This is a genomic window from Nocardioides zeae, assembly GCF_030818655.1.
In the GTDB taxonomy this organism is placed as follows: Bacteria; Actinomycetota; Actinomycetes; order Propionibacteriales; family Nocardioidaceae; genus Nocardioides; species Nocardioides zeae_A.
The window spans coordinates 3,704,128-3,721,488 of the sequence record NZ_JAUTAN010000001.1; the positions used below are offsets into that span (position 1 = coordinate 3,704,128).

The window sequence follows — 17,361 nt, forward strand, 5'->3', positions numbered from 1 at the left end:
GCCAGCACCAACGCGCCGTGCTCGGCCTCGACGCCCTCGCGGCCACCGGCACCAACGCGGCGATGCAGGCCATCTCCGGCATCGCCGGCAAGTCGAAGTTCAAGGGCGTGCAGAAGGCCGCGAACGAGTCGCTCCAACGCCTGGCCGACCTGCAGGGCCTCACGGTCGACGAGTTCGAGGACCGGGTCGTGCCCGACGCCGGTCTCGACGAGCGCGGCGTGCGGGTGCTCGACTACGGGCCGCGGCAGTTCCGCGTCGGCCTCGGGACCGACGGCAAGCCCGTGGTGCACGCGCTCGGCGACGACGGCCGCCCGACGGGGAAGCCGCGCACGTCGCTGCCGGCGCCCACCAGCAAGGACGACGCCGAGACGGCCGCGGAGACGAAGAAGGAGTTCACGGTGCTGCGCAAGCATCTCACCGACGTGGCCTCCATCCAGACCACGCGGCTGGAGCGCGCGATGGTGACCGGGCGGGTCTGGTCGGCGGGCGACCACGCGGCGTACGTGCTGCGGCACCCCGTGCTCAACTCGCTCGTGCGGCCGCTGGTCTGGCGCCTCACGGAGGCCGACGGCACGGAGCGGCTGGTGCGGGTGACGGAGGACCGGGAGTACGTGACGGTCGAGGAGGACCCCGTGGAGCCCGGCGAGGGCGCCACGATCGCGCTCGCCCACCCGCTCACGATCGACGAGGCCGACAAGGACGCGTGGCGGACGCACCTGCTGGACTACGAGCTGACGTCGCCCGTGGAGCAGCTCGACCGTGCGGTCTTCGGCCTCCCGGACGAGCAGGACGGACCGGCGCTGGCCGGCCTGCCGACCGGGCGGATCGGTCCCGGCGCGCTGTCGACCACGCTCGAGCGCGCCGGCTGGCGCCGCGGTGAGCCGCAGGACGCCGGCGTCATCCACGTGTTCACGTTGGCGCTGCCCACCCACGGGGTCGGCGTGGTGCTCGAGATCTCCGACGGCCTGTGGGCCGGGATGCTCCACGAGTCGGGTCCGCAGAAGCTGGACGCCGTGAGCCTCGTGCCGTTGTCGTACGTCGAGGGAGGCGTCGGCTACGTGTGGTGGGACCGCGAGGACCCGCGGCTCGACTGGACGACCGTCGACCCGGTGGTGGTCTCGGAGGTGCGTCGCACGCTCGCCGCCGTCGAGGCGAGGATGGAGGCGTGAGCGCGGCGAGCACCCCGGCCCCCCGCGTCCAGCGCCCCTCCGCCGAGACGCGCTGGGCGGACGAGCTCGACCGCCTCGACGACCGCGACCGCCGCACGGGCGCCCGGGTGCCCGACGGGTGGCGGCTCTCCCCGCGCAGCGTCGTCGACTTCGTGCTCGGCGACGCCGGCCAGCGCGAGGGGCTCGGCCTGGAGACCAAGTTCGTCGGCGACCGGGCGCTCGTCGAGCGGTGCGTGGTGGCCCTCGCGACCGACCGCGGCCTCATGCTCGTCGGCGAGCCGGGCACGGCGAAGTCGTTCCTCTCCGAGCTGCTCGCCGCCGCCGTCTCCGGCGACTCGACGCTCACCGTGCAGGGCACCGCGTCGACCACGGAGGACGCGATCACCTACTCGTGGAACTACGCGCTGCTCCTGGCCCGCGGCCCGAGCCTCGACGCGCTCGTGCCGGCGCCCGTGCACCGCGGCATGAGCACCGGCGCCGTGGTGCGCTTCGAGGAGATCACCCGCTGCCCGATCGAGACGCAGGACTCGCTGCTCTCGGTGCTCTCCGACCGCGTGCTCGTCGTGCCGGAGCTCGAGGACGAGCACCGCGTGCTCCACGCGCGCCGGGGATTCTCGGTGATCGCGACGGCGAACGTGCGCGACCGGGGCGTCAACGACATGAGCGCGGCGCTCAAGCGACGCTTCAGCTTCGAGACCATCCACCCCATCGCCGACCTGCGGCGGGAGGCGGAGCTCGTGCAGCGCCAGAGCGACGCGATCCTCGCGGACGCGGGCATCACGGCCGCCCTGCCCGGCGACCTCACCGAGGTGCTGGTGACGATGTTCGCCGAGCTGCGCCGGGGGCGCACCGCGGACGGGCGCCCGGTCGAGCAGCTGTCGACCGCGATGTCGACCGCCGAGGCGGTGTCGGTCGCGGTCGCGACGGGCCTCTCCTCGGCGTGGTTCACGGGCGCGCCTCCGCGCGGCGAGGACGTCGTCGGCGCGCTGCTCGGCACGGCGCTCAAGGACTCCGACGAGGACCGGTCCCGCCTGCGGGGCTACCTGACGCGGGTCGCGAAGGAGCGGGGCGGGCGGTGGCAGGAGCTGCACGCCGCCCGCGGTCTGCTCGATGGCTGAGGTCGGCTCGATGGCGGAGGTCCGCTCGACGACCGAGGTCGACGAGCAGGGCATCTGCTGGGTCCCGGTGCGCCACCACTCGCCCGCGGCCACGCGGGCGGTCCGCGACCTCGTGGCGCGGCTGCGGCCGGCGGCGGTGCTCGTGGAGGGCCCGTCCGACTACACCCGCCTCGACCAGCTGCTCCTCGCGCACGAGCCGCCGGTCTCCCTCATGACGTGGTTCCGGCGGGAGACCCCGGAGCGCACCGAGGTGGCCTACGCGCTCTACCCGTTCGCCGTCTTCAGCCCCGAGTGGCACGCGATCCGCGACGGCGCGGGCGTCGGCGCCGACATGCGGTTCGTCGACCTGCCGTGGCACGCGCAGGTCCTCGTCGAGGAGGGCGGGTACGACGGGGGCCCGGCCACCGCCGAGGGCGCGGCCCTCCACCGCACCGACGAGGTCAGCGCGTCGTTCTTCGACGGGCTCGCGGCGTACACGGGGCGGCGGGAGATGTCGGCCGTCTGGGACGAGCTGGCCGAGATCGACCCGGGGCTGGGCACGGCGACGTACCTGCGGCGCGCGGCGTTGCTCGGCGCCGGGATCCGGGCGGACGGCGACGCCCGGCGGGACGACCGCGCGCTCGCGGAACGCGCGCTCGACGAGGCCCGGGAGGCGCACATGGCGGCGGAGGTCCGCCGGGCGCGGGCCGACCACCCCGACGGCGTGCTGCTCGTCGTCACCGGGGCCGCGCACACGGCGGCCCTGCAGGAGCGGCTGGCCGCCGCGCCCCGGGCCGACGAGCTCGCCGGGCCACCGCCGACCCCCGACGACCTGGAGACGGGGCACGCGCTGGTGCCGACGTCGTACCCGGCCCTCGACGAGCAGCGCGGCTACCTGGCGGGGCAGCCGAGCCCGGGCTACTACGACCGCGCCCACCGGGCGACCGGGGAGGACGCGCACGCGCTGACGGACACCGTGCTCGCGGAGGCGGTGGCCGCGCTGCGCGACGCGGGCGTGGCCCTGTCGGCCGCCGACCTCATCGCCGCGCGGGCGGCGATGCTGGGCCTGGCGACACTTCGCGGGCACGCCCGGCCGTGGCGCGACGACCTCGTCGACGCCCTCACGTCCACCCTCGTGAAGGACACGGTCGCGCCCGACGCCGCCACCAGCGCGGACGGCGGCCACCCGCTGCTCAACCGGGTGCGCGAGCTGATGCGCGGCGACGCGGTCGGACGGCTCGCGCCCGGCACCGACCTGCCGCCGCTCGTGCTCGAGGTCGAGGCGCGCTGCGCGGCGCTGGGGATGCCGCTGGAGCCGCAGACCACCGCGCACGTGCTCGACCTGGAGGACGACGCCGACCGCGCGCGGGCACAGCTGCTGCAGCGCCTCCGCGTGCTCGACGTGCCCGCCGCTCGGCTGGTGCGGGACGTCCGCGGTGCCGACCCGCAGGGCCCGATCGGCGCGCAGGTGGGCGCGCGGGTGGACTCGACCCAGGAGTGGCGGGTGCGGGGCGGCACGACGGTCACGGCTCGGGCGGTGCTGGCGAGCCGGTGGGGCGCGAGCATCGAGCAGGCCGTGCTCGCGGTGCTCGGCCGCCGGGCCGCCGAGGGCGACGTCGCCGCGCTCACCGGTGCGCTGCTCGATGCTGTGCTCTGCGGCCTCCCCGACCTCACGGGCCGGCTCCGCGAGCAGGTCGAGGTGGGCACGCTGGCCCTCGACCGGCTGCCGGAGCTCGTCGAGCCGCTCGCGGTGCTGCTGCGGTTGCACCGGTTCGACCGGTGGTACGGCACCACCGACCGCGCGGACCTCGGAGCGCTCGTCCGCCTCGTCGGCCTCCGGGGCGTCGAGCTGGTCGAGCGGCTCGGGCCGCAGGGCCCGGGCGGGCCGTCCGAGCAGCTCGCCGTGGCCCTGCGCCGCCTCGTCGACGCCGTCGTCGCGTCGCCCGCGCTCCGCGACCTCGAGCCACGGCTCGCGGCCGCGGTGGCCGAGCAGCTCGCGCGAGGCAGCACCCGCTCGGGCCACGCCCCCGAGGCGCTCGGCGCCCTCACCGGCGCCCGGTGGCTGCTCGCGTCGGTCGCGCCGCGGGACCTCGCCGCCGTCGGCCCCGAGGGCGCGCCGGACCCGGCGGGGACGGGGGAGTGGTATGCCGGGCTGCTCGCCGTCGCGGGCCACCTCGCCCTCGCGGCGCCCGAGATCTTCGATCCTCTCGACGCGGCGCTGCGGACCTGGTCGCCGGACGACTTCCGCCGCGCGCTGCCCGACCTGCGGCGTGCCGCGACCAGCTTGCTGCCGCGTGAGCGCCGGGCGCTGCTGGCGCACCTGGCGGCCGGGCCCGGCGGCGGCCCGTCCCCGGCGGGGCCCGACCTCGACGTACCGGAGGAGGAGCTCGCCACCCTCCTCACCCGGGAGGACGCGCTGTGGGCGCTCGTGGAGGAGCACACGGGTCCGCTACGAGCAGGTACGGCGCGGTGACCGCCCCACCCGGGGCCTCGAGCCCCGACGAGGAGGAGCTGGTCGCCCGGCGGTGGCGGCTGGTGCTGGGTCCGGCGGCCGACGACGCGCTGGGCCGGCCCGTCGGCGAGGACGCGCGCCTCGACGACGCGCTCGGCTTCCTCGAGGAGGGCGCGTCGCGGACGGCGGGCTCGACCGGCTCCGGCTTCCTGACGAGCACCGACTGGATCAACGAGGTGCAGGAGCTGTTCCCGCGCTCGGTGGCCGACCGGCTCGTCGAGCGGGCGGTCGAGACGCGCGGCGTGGACGACCTCGTGCTCGACGCCGAGGCGCTGGCCGCCGTCACCCCGAGCCAGGCGCTGCTGACGGCGATCCTCCGCAACCGCAGCCTCATGGCGCCCCACGTGCTCGCCGCCGCCCGCACGGTGGTCGCGCAGGTGGTGGCCGAGCTCCTGGAGCGGCTGGCGACGCCGGTGCGCAGCCCGTTCGCGGGGGTGCGCGACCCCCGGCGTCCCAGCCGGCAGCGGGTGGCGGCGAACTTCGACGCGCGGGCCACCATCCGGGCCAACCTCCGCAACGTCGATCCGGTCAGCGGCCAGCTCGTCATCAAGCGACCGCTGTTCGCCAGCCGGGTGCGCCGGCAGGTCGACCGGTGGCAGGTCATCGTCGCGGTCGACCAGTCGGGGTCGATGGCGAGCTCGGTGATCCACTCGGCCGTGACGGCGGCGATCTTCCACGGCGTGGGGTCGATCCGCACCCACCTCGTCGCGTTCGACACCGAGGTCGTCGACCTCTCGGACCAGCTGGCCGACCCGGTCGAGGTGCTGCTCGGGGTGCAGCTCGGCGGGGGCACGGACATCGGGAAGGCGGTGCGCTACTGCGCGTCGCTGGTGACCGAGCCGCGGCGCGCGATCGTGGTCGTCATCAGCGACTTCTTCGAGGGCGGGGACGCGGCGGTGCTCCACGGCGCGGTCCGGGAGCTCGCCGAGAGCGGGGTGACCGTGCTGGCGCTCGCCGCGCTGGAGGAGGACGGCACCGTCACCGTCCACGAGGAGGAGGCCCGCCAGCTCGCGCGGCTCGGGGCGCACGTCGGCGCCATGACCCCCGACGCGCTCGCGCAGTGGGTCGCGGAGGTGGTCGACGGACGGCGTGAGGCCGGGCCGCCGGCCGCGCCTCCCACCCCGACCCGGGGTTCGCGGCCCGTGATCCCCGACCTCGGCGGGCTCACGCTCGACGTCCTGCGCGACCTGACCAACGTCGGCACGGTGCGTCGCGCCGAGCGGGAGGTCGAGCAGGGCACTGTCGAGGTGACCTTCGTCGAGACCGACGCCGGTCTCGAGGCGACCGCCCCTGACGCCTCCTGCCTGCTGGGCGCCGGGTCCTTCGACGCGTGGCGCTGCGACTGCGCGGCGGGCGGGGGCTGTCGCCACGTCGTGCGGGCGGTGCTGGCGTGGCGCGCCAGGACCCCGTCGTCCCGGGGTCGTGGTGGGAGCCCTGCGAAAGGTGACGGCCTCGCACCACGACCCGAGGGGGGTGACAGCGGCGTCGACGCCCGCACCGGGGCGGCAGCGGCGCGGGCGCGGGCGGCGTACGGGCTCGTCGCCAGCGTGCAGCGCGGCGAGCGCACGACGGTCGTGCTCCACGTGCCCGCCGAGGCGACGGTGCGGTTAGGCGCCGATGCCGACCCCCGCTTCGCGCGCTGCGACTGCGGCCGGACCGGCTGCGTGCACCTCGACCACGCGCTGGTGGCCGTGGCGGCCGCTGGCGACCGGGCCGCTGGCGACCGGGACGCTGGCGACCTCGTGGCCCAGGCCCCGGCCGAGGGCGGACTCGCCGCGGCCCCCACCGCCCTCCACGACGCCTGGCACGGGTGGTGGCGGCAGCTCGTGGGCCTTGGCCTCGGCTCCGCGGAGGAGCTCGTGGCCGCCGGGGTCGGGCTCGCGACCCGGATGGAGGACGCCGGCCTCGTGCACCCCGGCGCGGTCGTGCGCGACCTCGTCGCCCAGCTGGCCCACCAGGCCGCGCGTGACGCCGAGGTGTCCCCGGCTCGGCTCGTCGGGCTCGCCGGCGAGCTGGAGTCGCGGCTGCGGTCGCTCGGGTGGCCCGGCGGCGTGCCGGCCGCGCTGGTCGCCGGCGTCCCCGACGCCGAGCAGCCCGTCGGTGCCCAGCGCCTCGTCGGCCTCGGCGCCGAGCACCTCCACGTCGGGGGCTGGAGCCGGCTGCGGGTCTACCTGGGCGACGTGCGCTCCGGGGCCGTGCGCACGCTGACGGTGGAGGGCACCGACACCGAGGAGACGCCGGTGACCGCGCAGCGGCTGGGGGCGCGGACGCGGGCGGGCAGCACCTACGCCGCGTGGGCGGCCGCCGCCGCGGTGCTCCCGCGCAGCCGTCGGCGCGGCGCCGAGCTCGTGCTGCCGCGGGGCACGCCGCCGGTACGCCGCAGCGCGACCTGGGCGGTTCCCGAGGACTCGCCCCTGCTCGCGGCCCGCCTCGACGCCGTCGCGGTGGGGGTCGACGTGCCCGGGCCGTTGGCCCCGCGCGGCTCCGCGGCGGGCGTGGGCGCCGTGCGCGTCGCCTCCGTCGAGGACGTCCGCCACGACCCGCTCGAGGCGCGACTGACGGCGACGGTCACCGACGAGGTCGGTGTGACGGCCCGGCTCGAGCTGCCGGTCTCGACCCGCGCGTTGCCCGGTGCCGAGGGCGACGGCGGAGCGGCTGGCGTCGGGCGGGACGACGGCCGTGGCCGGCCGGTGGGTACGCCGCGCGGACGGCCTCGTCGTGCGACCCACCCTGCTCGACGGGGAGGGCGGCCCGCTCGTCGTGCCGCTGGGCGTGCCGCAGGCACCGGGCCCCGACGGCTCGGCGTCGGGGGAGGCCCCGCCCTCGACCGACCCGTGGCAACGCCTCACGGGCGACGTCACCGCGACGGTGGGACGCCTGCTCGTGCTGGGGGCGCGTCGCGGGGCGGCGGGCCTGCGCAGCGACCTGGCCGACCACGCGGCACGGGCCGAGCGGCGGGGCCTGCTGCGGTGGGCCGGGGCGCTGCGGGCGGCCGCGGGGGACGACCTCGACCCGGTGGCCCTGCTCGACCTCGCCGTGCTGCTGGAGATGGCCCGCTGACCCTCCCCCCGGGTCGTGGTGCGAGGCCTGCGGAAAACGATGGCCTCGCACCACGACCCGGGGGCGGGGAGGTGAGGGAGGGCAGAGCCTCAGGGCATCCGCAGGACGCCGAGGCCCTTGTAGAGGTCCACGCGCTCGATGGTCGCGCCCGGCTCCGACTCGGCCCAGCGCTCGCCGGTGATGCGCTCGTCGGAGCGGTCGTAGTCGTCCATGAGCACCAGGGCGCCCGGCGCGAGGCGGTCGCGCATGACGGGGAACGCGGGGTAGCGCGCCTCGGGACCGCCCGATCCCGGCGGGCCGTCGACGATCATGAGGTCGATCGGGGGCAGGTCACCGATGGCAGCCGCGTCGTACCACTGCGGCTCGTGGCCCGCCACGGGCGAGTCGACGAGCGGCGCGATGCGCACCTCGGCGACGTCGGCGACGCCCGCCTCCTCGAGGGTGCGTTGCGTCTGGCCGCCGTAGTAGGCGTCGTGGTCGACGGAGATGATGCGGGTGGGCAGGCCGTACTGCTTCGCGACGAGGCCCATGAGCAGCGTCGAGGAGCCGGAGCCGAACTCCAGCACCGTCGCCGGGCGGCGCGTGCGGAGCAGGTCGACCAGGTAGAGCAGCAGGTCGGGCGACGCCGCGAAGCCGCTGAGGCCGGGCAGGGGACGTTCGATGCGGACCGCGTCGAAGAGCTGCAGCAGCGCCTGGGTCTGGCGGGTCGTTCCCACGTTCTCCGCCGTCAACATCTTCTGCACCTCGTCGAGCGTCGCGGCGCGCACGCGGTGGAGCTCGGCCCGCTCGGCCTTCGCGGAGTCGGCCACGGCGCCGCGCACGAGGTCGGTCGTGCGGATCGCGTTCTTCTCGACGGACTCGCGCAGGCCGTCGGTGCGGGCCTTGAGCAGCGTCACCACCGTGTCGGTGCCGGCGCCGACGTGACGGTCGTTGACGGCGAGCCGACCGACCACCCCGTGCAGCGCGCCGAGCACGACGGCCTGCACCGTGAGCACCAAGCCGATGCCGAGCGCGATCAGCCAGGCGCCGTCGAGGTCCACCACCGCCGCCGCCAGCAGCGGCAGCCCGACGAGCCCGATCAGGCCGGCCAGGACGACGAGGGGACGTCCTCGTCGGGGCAGCAGGGTGGTCAGCGGCGTGCGTGACGTCATGGGCAGGAATCTATCCAGACCCGCCGACGGCGGCGGGCAGCGGCGGGCAGCGGCGCGTCAGGCCAGGCCGCGGATGGCCCGGGCCGGCGGACGCCGACCCGCGATGGTCCACGCCATGTCGACGACCTGCCGGGTCTCGGGCACCTGGTGGACCCGGTAGATCCGCGCCCCCGCCTGCGCGCAGATCGCCGTCGCGGCCAACGTGCCGAGCAGCCGGTCGCCCACTCCGCGGTCGAGGGTCTCGCCGACGAAGTCCTTGTTGGAGAGGCTGACGAGCACGGGCCAGCCCGTCGCGACCATCTCGCCCAGCCGGCGGGTCACCTCGAGCGACTGGAAGGTGTTCTTGCCGAAGTCGTGGGCCGGGTCGATCACGATCGACTCCCGCGCCACGCCGGCGGCCAGCGCGCGCTCGGCGTACGCCGTCGTGTCGGCGATCGCGGAGGCGACCACGTCGTCGTACGCCAGCCGGTGCGGCCGCGTGCGCGGCGTGACCCCGCCGGTGTGGGTGCAGATGATCGCGGCGTCGTGCTCGGCCGCCGCGTCGACGAGCTGCGGGTCGGCGCCGCCCCAGGCGTCGTTGAGCACGTCCGCGCCCTCGGCGCACACGGCGCGCCCGACCGACGCGCGCCAGGTGTCGACGGAGATGACGAGGTCGGGGTACGCCGCGCGCACGCGCGCCACGAACGACACCACCCGGCGGCGCTCCTCGGCCTCGTCGATCTCGACGCCGGGCGCGGCCTTGATGCCGCCGATGTCGACGATCTCGGCGCCCTCGTCGACCACCTGGGCGACGCGGTCGAAGGCCTTGTCCTCCGCCCAGGTGGCGCCCTTGTCGTAGAACGAGTCGGGCGTGCGGTTGACGATCGCCATCATCAGCGTCGCGTCGTCGGGGAACGAGTGGCGCCCCAGGCGCAGCGTCATGCGGTCTCCTCCGGTGCCAGGACCGTGCGTTGGGGTGGTCGCTCGCCCACGGTCACGGCCCGCAGGTGCGGTACGGCGCCGGCCTCGGTGCGCACGAACTGCCGCAGGCCCACCGTGTCGACGCCCCCGACCTCGCCCGTGCGGCGCGCGACCGCGGCCAGGATCTGGGTCGCCATGGCCCCCAGGTCGGCGAGCGCCTGGTGCCGGTGGGAGCGACGACCCAGGTCGACCTGGGCGATCGCGTCGACGCCCCGTGCGCGCAGGGTGTCGACGAGCGCGGCCAGCTCCACGGCGTACCCCGTCGGGACGCTCAGCGAGGCGAACAGCTCGCGACGGACCGCCCACTCGCCGGCCAGCGGCTGCACGAGCCCGGCGAGCTCCGGGAACGCGAGCGCGAGGAGCGGGCGGGCGACGAGCTCGGTGACCCGACCCCCGTCGTACGGCCCGCCGCCCTCGACGTCGAGCGGCCGCTCGTAGAACCCCTTGACGAGGCCCACCGTCGGGTCGGTGAGGAGCGGCCCGAGGAGGCCGGGCACGAAGTGGGTGTCCCACTCGCGCAGGTCGGCGTCCATGAAGACCAGCACGTCCCCGCGCGTCACGAAGAGGGACTTCCACATCGCCTCGCCCTTGCCCGGCGCCCAGCCGAGGTCGGGGCGGATCTCGGCCGCGGCGTGCACCTCGGCCCCGGCGTCGGCCGCGGCCTGGGCGGTGCCGTCGGTGGAGTCCGAGTCGATGACGACGATCTCGTCGAGCAGGCGGGCGGTCTCCACGAGCCGCTCCCGCACGCGGGACACGACGTCGCCGACGGTGGCGGCCTCGTTGCGGGCCGGTACGACGAGGCTGACGGTCACGCCGGAGGCCTCACGCGCGGCGAGGAGGGCGTCGAGCGGCCAGTCCTGCCAGTGGTGCGTGCGACGCGCCGCCCACGCGGACGTGGCGTCGTCGGGGCGCGGCGCGTTCACCTCGACAGGTTAGAGGTGGGTCGGGAACGGGCTCGGGGCGGCCGGGACAGGGGGGCGGTGGAAAACCGGTCGAGGATTGTCGGCGCGTCCTGCCAGGCTGCGTCCATGGCCGACCAGGACGCTTTCATCGACGCCTTCGCCCGGTTCCTCGACAAGGTGGTGCACGACCACGAGCGCGCCACCTCCTCCGACGCGGGTGAGCTGGTGCGGCTCCTCGACGCCCATCTCGGCTCACCGGCGTCGAGTGCTCGATCGTCACGGAGAAGCTCCCGCCGTGGCGGCTCGTCGACGCCGACGCGGTGCTGGACGCGTTGGCCGGGGCTCAGGGTCGTGTGGTGGGCCTGTCGGTCGACCGTCGCCAGCGGGACGTCGGTCTTCGTTCGATCCTGGCGGGGCGGCACGGTCCGGTGGGGGTCGCTCCGATCGACCACATCTCGATGCCGGTCGGTCCGGGGGAGGAGCGGCGCGTCGTCTCCCGCGGTCTGCGCCTCCTGACGTGGGGAGGTGAGCCGGTGGCCGTGCTGCAGTCGGCCGCCGACCCGGAGTGGGACCGTGAGCAGGCCACCCTGGAGGTGGTCGGAGCGAGTGCGGAGACGGTGGATGCCTTCCTGGCGGAGGTCCGGCGCCGGATGACGGCCGACAGCGTGCTGCGCGGGCAGGTGATGACGTTCCGGCCGCACGGGTTCGAGTCGATGCTCGGGGGCGTCGCGTTCGTGGAGCGGCCCTCCGTGGCGCGGGAGGACGTGGTGCTCCCGGACGGCGCGTTCGAGCGGCTGGAGCAGCACGTGCTCGCCCTCGGCGCCCACCGGGAGGCGCTGCTCGCCGCCGGACAGCACCTGAAGCGCGGCGTCCTGCTCTACGGCCCCCCGGGCACCGGCAAGACCCACACGGTGCGGCACCTCGTGGGGGCGGCCGACGGCACGACGGTGCTGATGCTGAGCGGCAACTCGTTGGGCGCGGTGCGGGACGCCGCGAGCATCGCTCGCGTGCTGGAGCCCGCGATCGTCGTGCTCGAGGACTGCGACCTCATCGCCGAGGACCGCGACATGATGGGTTCGCCCGACTCGCTGCTGTTCGAGCTGCTCGAGGCACTGGACGGTCTCGACGGGGATGCGGACGTCGCCTTCCTCCTCACGACGAACCGGCCCGACCTGCTCGAGCAGGCGCTGGCGCAGCGTCCGGGGCGCATCGACCTCGCCGTCGAGGTGCCGCGTCCCGACGCGGCCGCGCGGCGTCGGCTCTTCGCCCTCTACGCGCGAGGGCTCGACCTCAGCGACGAGGCCGTCGGGGCCGCTGCGGACCGCGCCGAGGGCGTCACCGCGTCGTTCGCGAAGGAGCTGGTGCGTCGCACGGTGCTGGCCGCCGCGGTCGAGGGTGTGCCGGCCGTGGACCGTCACCTCGAGGCGGCCCTCGACGAGCTCCTCGGCGACCGCGAGTCGTTCACCCGCAGCCTGCTGGCCTCGGGACCGTCGATGCACGAGGGCGGTCCGCGGGGCTCCCGCGGTCGGTCCCACCACGGCGTCGGTGAGGAGTGGATCGACGAGGACGGGAACGGCCACGTGGTGCTCGGCGGCGACTGACGCCGGCGTCCCCCAGGGAGCCGTCGCTAGCCTGACGGACATGAGCACACCGGTGCGGACGGCCCCCGAGCGTGGGCCGGTGCGCGACGCCGTGACGCTGGTCGGCGGGTTCGTCGCGGTCCTGTGGGTCCTCGAGATCGTCGACACGATCGTCGGCCACCGTCTCGACCAGTACGGCGTGCAGCCGCGCACCGACGAGGGGCTCGTCGGCATCGCGACGGCACCGCTGCTGCACCTCGGGTTCGAGCACCTGATCTCCAACACGGTCCCGCTGCTGGTGCTGGGCTTCGTCATCGCCCTGTCCGGGATCGGGCAGGCTCTCGCCGTCACCGGCGCGATCTGGGTCATCGGCGGCTTCGGCACCTGGCTGATCGCGCCGTCCGGCACCAACCACATCGGCGCGTCGGTGCTCGTGTTCGGGTTCATCGTCTACCTGGTGCTCCGCGGCTTCTTCACGCGGCGGATCGGCCAGATCGCCGTCGGCATCGTGGTGCTCGTGCTCTACGGCGGCGCCCTGTGGGGCGTCCTCCCGGGTCAGCCGGGCATCTCGTGGCAGGGCCACCTCTTCGGCGCCATCGGCGGAGGTCTCGCTGCGGCGATGCTGACGCCGCGCCGTACCGACGCGACAGGAGCGACCGCATGACCGCCTTCTCCGTCTCCCACGAGGCGACCGCCGTGCTGCCCGTCGAGCGGCAGGCGGTGTGGGACGTGCTCACCGACCCCGCGACGCTCGCCGAGCTGACCCCGATGCTCACCTCGATCGAGGAGCGGGGGGAGCACTGGGTCTGGCGCATGGCCAAGGTGCCGGGCCTGAGCCTGGCGGTGGCGCCGGAGTTCACCGAGCGCATGACGTTCGTGGAGCTGGAGCGCATCGACTTCCGCCACGACCCGCCCGCGGGGCGGGACGAGGACGCGGGGGCGGAGGGCTGGTACGAGCTGCGGGACGCGACCGACGACGAGCGCGGCGCGGCCGCGGTGGCCGCGCACCTCGCCATCAGCCTCACCATCACCGTCGACCTGCCGCTCCCGCGGCTGTCGGCGCCGGCGGTGAAGACCGCGATGAAGCGCGTCGTCGCCTCGATGGGCAACGGGTTCGCGACGAACCTCGACCGTCACCTGGGGATCTGACCCCGGAACCCACGCGGTCGTGGTGTGAGGCCGCCGGAAAACGGCGGCCTCACACCACGACCGATGTGGACTGAGCGATCAGGCGCCCGGGATCCAGTCGAACGTGTCCGGGTTGGGGCCGGTGCGCCCCTCCTCGCCCTTGTCGAGGCCGGTGATCCGGTTGACCTCGTCGGCGGTCAACGAGAAGTCGAAGATGTCCGCGTTCTCCTTCACCCGCTCCGGCGTCACCGACTTCGGGAAGATGATGTCGCCGCGCTCGATGTGCCAGCGGAGGGTCACCTGGGCGGGCGTCTTGCCGTACTTCTCGGCCAGCTCGACCAGCACCGGGTCGTCCAGCACCGCGCCCTGCGCGATCGGCGACCAGGCCTCGACCGCCACGTCCAGGCGACCGGACGCCAGGCGCGCCTCCTCGTTCGTCAGGTAGGGGTGCACCTCGATCTGGTTGATCGCGGGCACGATCCCCGTCTCGTCCACGATCCGCTTGAGGTGCTCGGGGTGGAAGTTGGAGACGCCGACCGAGGCGGCCTTGCCCTCGGCCGCCAGCTCGGTGAGCGTGCGCCACGTCGACACGTAGTCGCCGCCGTAGCGCGTCGGGAGCGGCCAGTGGATGAGGAAGAGGTCGACGTGGTCGACGTCGAGCTCGCGCAGCGACTGCTCGAGGGCGGCGCGGGCGACGGCCGGCTCGTGGGAGTCGTTGTTGAGCTTCGTCGTGATGTAGACGTCCTCGCGGGCCAGGCCCGAGCTGCGCAGCGCGCGACCGACACCGGCCTCGTTCTGGTACATCTGCGCCGTGTCGATGTGGCGGTAGCCCGCCTCGAAGGCGGTCAGCACCGCGCGCTCCGTCTCGTCCGGCGGCACCTGGTAGACGCCGAAGCCGAGCTGCGGGATGGTCGTGCCGTTGTTGAGGCTGACGGTCGGGATCTCTGCGGAAGCCATGCCAGTGACAGTGCCACCGCGTTCAAGATGATTCCGCCGCGTGAGGCGGCTCACCCCTCGAGCACGTCGGCGAGCCGCACCGCGTCCAGCGCGTGCGCGCGCCCGACCGGCTCGCTCGTCAGGGCCCCCGCGTGCGTCGCGAGGCCGCGCGCGAGCGCCGGGTCGGCCACGCAGGCGTCGCGCCAGCCGCGACCGGCGACCTCCGCGACGTACGGCAGCGTCACGTTGGTCAGCGCGTAGGTCGAGGTGTGCGGCACGGCGCCCGGCATGTTCGCGACGCAGTAGAACGTCGCGTCGTGCACGCGGTAGGTCGGGTCGGCGTGGGTCGTGGCGCGGGAGTCCTCGAAGCAGCCGCCCTGGTCGATCGAGATGTCGACGAGCACGGCGCCGCTGCGCATCTGGGCGACCGTCTCGTTCGTGACCAGCGTCGGGGCCTTCGCGCCCGGAATCAACACGGCGCCGATGACGAGGTCCGCCTCGAGCACGGCCTCGGTGAGGGTGAGCGAGTTGGACGCGACCGTCTGCACGCGGTGGCCGAAGAGCTGGTCGGCGCGACGCAGGGCGGCCGGGCTCCGGTCGAAGAGCAGGACGCGCGCGCCCATGCCGAGCGCGACCGTGGTGGCGTTGAGGCCCGCGACCCCGGCGCCCACGACCACGACGTTCGCCGCGTAGGTGCCCGGGACCCCGCCCATGAGCACGCCGCGGCCCCCCAGCACGCCGGCCCCGGCCCGCATCAGGTGGTAGGCGCCCGCCTGCGGCGCGAGCCGCCCCGCGACCTCCGACATGGGGGCCAGCAGCGGCAGCGAGCCGTCCGCCCCCTGCACCGTCTCGTAGGCCAGGGCCGTGACCTCACGCGCCAGGAGCTCCTCGGTGAGTGCCTTGTCCGCGGCCAGGTGGAGGTAGGTGAAGAGCACGAGGCCCGGACGCAGCCGGTGGTGCTCCTCCGCCACGGGCTCCTTCACCTTCAGCACCAGCTGCGCCTCCGCCCAGGTGGCGTCGGCGGCCTCGTCCGCCGAGGCGCCGGTGACGATGCGGGCGCCTGCTGCGGCGTACTGCTCGTCCGTCAGCGCCGAGCCGAGCCCGGCGCCGCTCTGCACGAGCACCTCGTGGCCGTGGCCGACCAGCTCGGTGACGCCGGCGGGGGTGAGGGCGACGCGGTACTCGTGGTTCTTGACCTCGGTGGGGACACCGATGCGCATGGGGACTCCTCGGACTCGTGGGCGCGCGGTGGCGCGACGGGGCGCGGCCTCGGGGTGTGACGCCGCTCACTCATCATGACGGCTGCTCACACGTGATTCACAGAGTCCCCTCACGGGACATTGGGTCAGCGGGTGTGAACTGGTTGCCATGAACGACTCCCGTCCCTCCGCTCCGCCGCCCCACGAGCCGGAGCGTCCCGCGACCCAGCCGCTCCCCTCGTACGGCGCACCCGGTGCGTTCCCGCCGCCGGGGGAGCAGTACGGACAGGCCCCGTCCGGGGCCCACGCGTCCGGGGCCCACCCCTCCGGCGCCCACGACGCCTGGGGCCAGCCCGCGTCGTACCCCCAGCAGCCCCAGCAGCAGTTCCCCCCGCAGGCGGGGTGGGGCCAGGTCCCGCCGGGTGCCCAGGGGCCGTACGGCGCGTGGCCGCCCCCACCGCCGCCGCGCCGCCGGCGGGGGGCCGGGGTGCTCGCCGCGGTCGCCGGTGGTGTCATCGGCTCCGCGCTGACCTGCGCCGTGGCGATCCCGGTCGTCCTCAACGCCGACGACGACGCGCAGCCGAGCAGCTCGACCTCGAGCAACCCCGACATCGACGACCTCGTCAACCGCGGCGGCGGGGACACGGACGAGGCCTCCGACCCCGGCGAGGTGTCCGACGCGGGCGTGCTGCTCGTCAACACGGCGCTCCAGGGCGGCGAGGGCGCCGGTACGGCGATGGTGCTCACCTCCGACGGGCTCGCCGTCACCAACTACCACGTGGTCGACAACTCGACGACCGTCGAGGTGGAGGTCGCCGCGACGGGTGAGACGCACGAGGCGACGGTGCTCGGGTACGACGCGTCCGCCGACGTCGCCGTGCTCCAGATCGACGGCGTGAGCGACCTCGACACCGTCACGCTCGACGACGACGGCGGGGTCGACGTCGGCGACGCCGTGGCCGCGCTCGGCAACGCCGGCGGCCAGGGCTTCCTCTCCGAGGTGCGCGGCGAGGTCACCTCGCTCGACGAGAGCATCACGACGACGGACCAGTACAACGGCAACGAGACCGAGATCGGCGGTCTCATCGAGACCGACGCCGACGTGGTCCCCGGCTACTCCGGCGGCCCCATGTTCGACGCCGAGGGCGAGGTCATCGGCATCAGCACCGCCGCCGCGTCGACCAACGGCCAGGACGGCCCGACGTCCTCCGCCGTCCCCGGCGCGCAGGCGCAGGGCACGGGCCAGGTCCAGGAGGGCGGCGGCATCAGCTACGCCCGCCCGATCGACGAGGCGCTCGACGTCGTGCAGGCCGTCATCGACGGCGACGAGGGCGACGGCATCGTCATCGGCACGCCGGCCTACCTCGGCGTCAGCATCGACCCGTCCGGTGGTGAGCCGCTCGTCGCGGCCGCCGAGGCCGACACCCCCGCCGGCCAGGCCGGCCTCCAGGAGGGCGACGTCATCACCGCCATCGGCGACACCCAGGTGTCGACCTTCGACGAGCTGGCGGCCGCCGTCGCGTCCTACGAGCCCGGCGACACGGTGACCATCACCTGGGAGCGCAACGGCCAGGAGATGAGCGGCGACGCGACCCTCACGGAGTCGCCGCTGAACTGAGCCTTCCCCCAGGCTCCCGCTGACCCAGGGCGCCGCACGGCCGAGGACC

General features: G+C 75.2%; 15 protein-coding genes and 1 pseudogene. 9 read left to right on the plus strand and 7 right to left on the minus strand.

The genetic code is table 11. The features are described from left to right. Window positions 1-17: 17 nt before the first annotated feature. From QE405_RS17565 to QE405_RS17580, 4 genes and pseudogenes are all read left to right on the plus strand, one after another. Complete coding sequence (locus tag QE405_RS17565; protein WP_307203105.1) at window positions 18-1,169, plus strand: DUF4132 domain-containing protein; 1,152 nt, start codon at window positions 18-20, stop codon at window positions 1,167-1,169. Continuing rightward, complete coding sequence (locus tag QE405_RS17570; protein WP_307203107.1) at window positions 1,166-2,287, plus strand: ATP-binding protein; 1,122 nt, start codon at window positions 1,166-1,168, stop codon at window positions 2,285-2,287. Before QE405_RS17565 ends, QE405_RS17570 begins: the two co-directional genes overlap by 4 nt. Next, entirely contained in the window at window positions 2,280-4,739 is a 2,460-nt protein-coding gene (locus QE405_RS17575) for a DUF5682 family protein (protein ID WP_307203109.1), read from the plus strand. Before QE405_RS17570 ends, QE405_RS17575 begins: the two co-directional genes overlap by 8 nt. 371 nt (window positions 4,740-5,110) lie before the next feature. After that, a pseudogene (locus QE405_RS17580) lies at window positions 5,111-5,785 on the plus strand (VWA domain-containing protein); the annotation flags it as partial. Between the two features lie 600 nt (window positions 5,786-6,385). On the opposite strand, the gene QE405_RS17585 reads toward QE405_RS17580, so the two are convergent. Both QE405_RS17585 and QE405_RS17590 read right to left on the minus strand, forming a co-directional pair. Continuing rightward, window positions 6,386-6,919: a hypothetical protein gene (locus QE405_RS17585; protein ID WP_307203111.1), complete on the minus strand. Its 534-nt coding sequence runs from the start codon at window positions 6,917-6,919 to the stop codon at window positions 6,386-6,388. A 143-nt stretch (window positions 6,920-7,062) separates the two neighbouring features. Then, window positions 7,063-7,350, minus strand: coding sequence for a hypothetical protein (locus tag QE405_RS17590; protein ID WP_307203113.1), 288 nt, complete (start codon window positions 7,348-7,350; stop codon window positions 7,063-7,065). Between the two features lie 59 nt (window positions 7,351-7,409). Here QE405_RS17590 and QE405_RS17595 point away from each other — a divergent pair, with 59 nt between their 5' ends. Further along, complete coding sequence (locus QE405_RS17595) at window positions 7,410-7,838, plus strand: hypothetical protein (RefSeq protein WP_307203114.1); 429 nt, start codon at window positions 7,410-7,412, stop codon at window positions 7,836-7,838. A gap of 89 nt (window positions 7,839-7,927) precedes the next feature. Here the strand turns inward: QE405_RS17595 and QE405_RS17600 are convergent, their stop codons facing one another. From QE405_RS17600 to QE405_RS17610, 3 genes are read right to left on the minus strand one after another with little or no spacing between them, the layout of a single operon-like run. Next, window positions 7,928-8,989 carry a class I SAM-dependent methyltransferase gene (locus QE405_RS17600; protein ID WP_307203116.1) on the minus strand — a complete coding sequence of 354 codons (1,062 nt, stop codon included), beginning with the start codon at window positions 8,987-8,989 and terminating at the stop codon, window positions 7,928-7,930. Window positions 8,990-9,046: 57 nt separating this feature from the next. Beyond that, on the minus strand, window positions 9,047-9,910 hold the full coding sequence (gene folP, locus QE405_RS17605) for a dihydropteroate synthase (RefSeq protein ID WP_307203118.1): 864 nt from the start codon (window positions 9,908-9,910) through the stop codon (window positions 9,047-9,049). Continuing rightward, window positions 9,907-10,872 (minus strand): glucosyl-3-phosphoglycerate synthase, encoded by a 966-nt coding sequence (locus QE405_RS17610; protein WP_307203120.1) that lies wholly within the window; start codon window positions 10,870-10,872, stop codon window positions 9,907-9,909. The genes folP and QE405_RS17610 overlap by 4 nt, the downstream gene beginning before the upstream one ends. Window positions 10,873-11,207: 335 nt before the next feature. Here QE405_RS17610 and QE405_RS17615 point away from each other — a divergent pair, with 335 nt between their 5' ends. Genes QE405_RS17615 through QE405_RS17625 form a run of 3 tightly spaced genes read left to right on the plus strand, consistent with a single transcriptional unit; the run spans window position 11,208 to window position 13,580 of the window. Then, the gene (locus tag QE405_RS17615) at window positions 11,208-12,452 is read left to right on the plus strand and encodes an AAA family ATPase (RefSeq protein WP_307203122.1); all 1,245 of its coding nucleotides are present in this window, start codon (window positions 11,208-11,210) and stop codon (window positions 12,450-12,452) included. A gap of 40 nt (window positions 12,453-12,492) precedes the next feature. Continuing rightward, window positions 12,493-13,095 carry a rhomboid family intramembrane serine protease gene (locus tag QE405_RS17620; protein ID WP_307203124.1) on the plus strand — a complete coding sequence of 201 codons (603 nt, stop codon included), beginning with the start codon at window positions 12,493-12,495 and terminating at the stop codon, window positions 13,093-13,095. Further along, window positions 13,092-13,580, plus strand: coding sequence for a hypothetical protein (locus QE405_RS17625; RefSeq protein WP_307203126.1), 489 nt, complete (start codon window positions 13,092-13,094; stop codon window positions 13,578-13,580). The genes QE405_RS17620 and QE405_RS17625 overlap by 4 nt, the downstream gene beginning before the upstream one ends. Before the next feature lie 78 nt (window positions 13,581-13,658). Here QE405_RS17625 and QE405_RS17630 read toward each other — a convergent pair whose 3' ends face one another. Next, the gene (locus QE405_RS17630) at window positions 13,659-14,516 is read right to left on the minus strand and encodes an aldo/keto reductase (RefSeq protein ID WP_307203128.1); all 858 of its coding nucleotides are present in this window, start codon (window positions 14,514-14,516) and stop codon (window positions 13,659-13,661) included. Window positions 14,517-14,566: 50 nt separating this feature from the next. Continuing rightward, window positions 14,567-15,715, minus strand: a complete 1,149-nt coding sequence (gene ald / locus QE405_RS17635) for an alanine dehydrogenase (protein WP_307203131.1) — start codon at window positions 15,713-15,715, stop codon at window positions 14,567-14,569. A 148-nt stretch (window positions 15,716-15,863) separates the two neighbouring features. Here ald and QE405_RS17640 point away from each other — a divergent pair, with 148 nt between their 5' ends. Next, window positions 15,864-17,312, plus strand: coding sequence for a S1C family serine protease (locus QE405_RS17640; RefSeq protein WP_307203133.1), 1,449 nt, complete (start codon window positions 15,864-15,866; stop codon window positions 17,310-17,312). Window positions 17,313-17,361: the final 49 nt, after the last annotated feature.

Excerpts from the sequence above, each read along its gene's own strand:
- QE405_RS17575 (WP_307203109.1), top strand. The coding sequence starts at position 2,280 with ATGGCTGAGGTCGGCTCGATGGCGGAGGTCCGCTCGACGACCGAGGTC.
- QE405_RS17600 (WP_307203116.1), bottom strand. The coding sequence starts at position 8,989 with ATGACGTCACGCACGCCGCTGACCACCCTGCTGCCCCGACGAGGACGT.
- folP (WP_307203118.1), bottom strand. The coding sequence starts at position 9,910 with ATGACGCTGCGCCTGGGGCGCCACTCGTTCCCCGACGACGCGACGCTG.
- QE405_RS17620 (WP_307203124.1), top strand. The coding sequence starts at position 12,493 with ATGAGCACACCGGTGCGGACGGCCCCCGAGCGTGGGCCGGTGCGCGAC.
- QE405_RS17625 (WP_307203126.1), top strand. The coding sequence starts at position 13,092 with ATGACCGCCTTCTCCGTCTCCCACGAGGCGACCGCCGTGCTGCCCGTC.
- QE405_RS17630 (WP_307203128.1), bottom strand. The coding sequence starts at position 14,516 with ATGGCTTCCGCAGAGATCCCGACCGTCAGCCTCAACAACGGCACGACC.
- ald (WP_307203131.1), bottom strand. The coding sequence starts at position 15,715 with ATGCGCATCGGTGTCCCCACCGAGGTCAAGAACCACGAGTACCGCGTC.
- QE405_RS17640 (WP_307203133.1), top strand. The coding sequence starts at position 15,864 with ATGAACGACTCCCGTCCCTCCGCTCCGCCGCCCCACGAGCCGGAGCGT.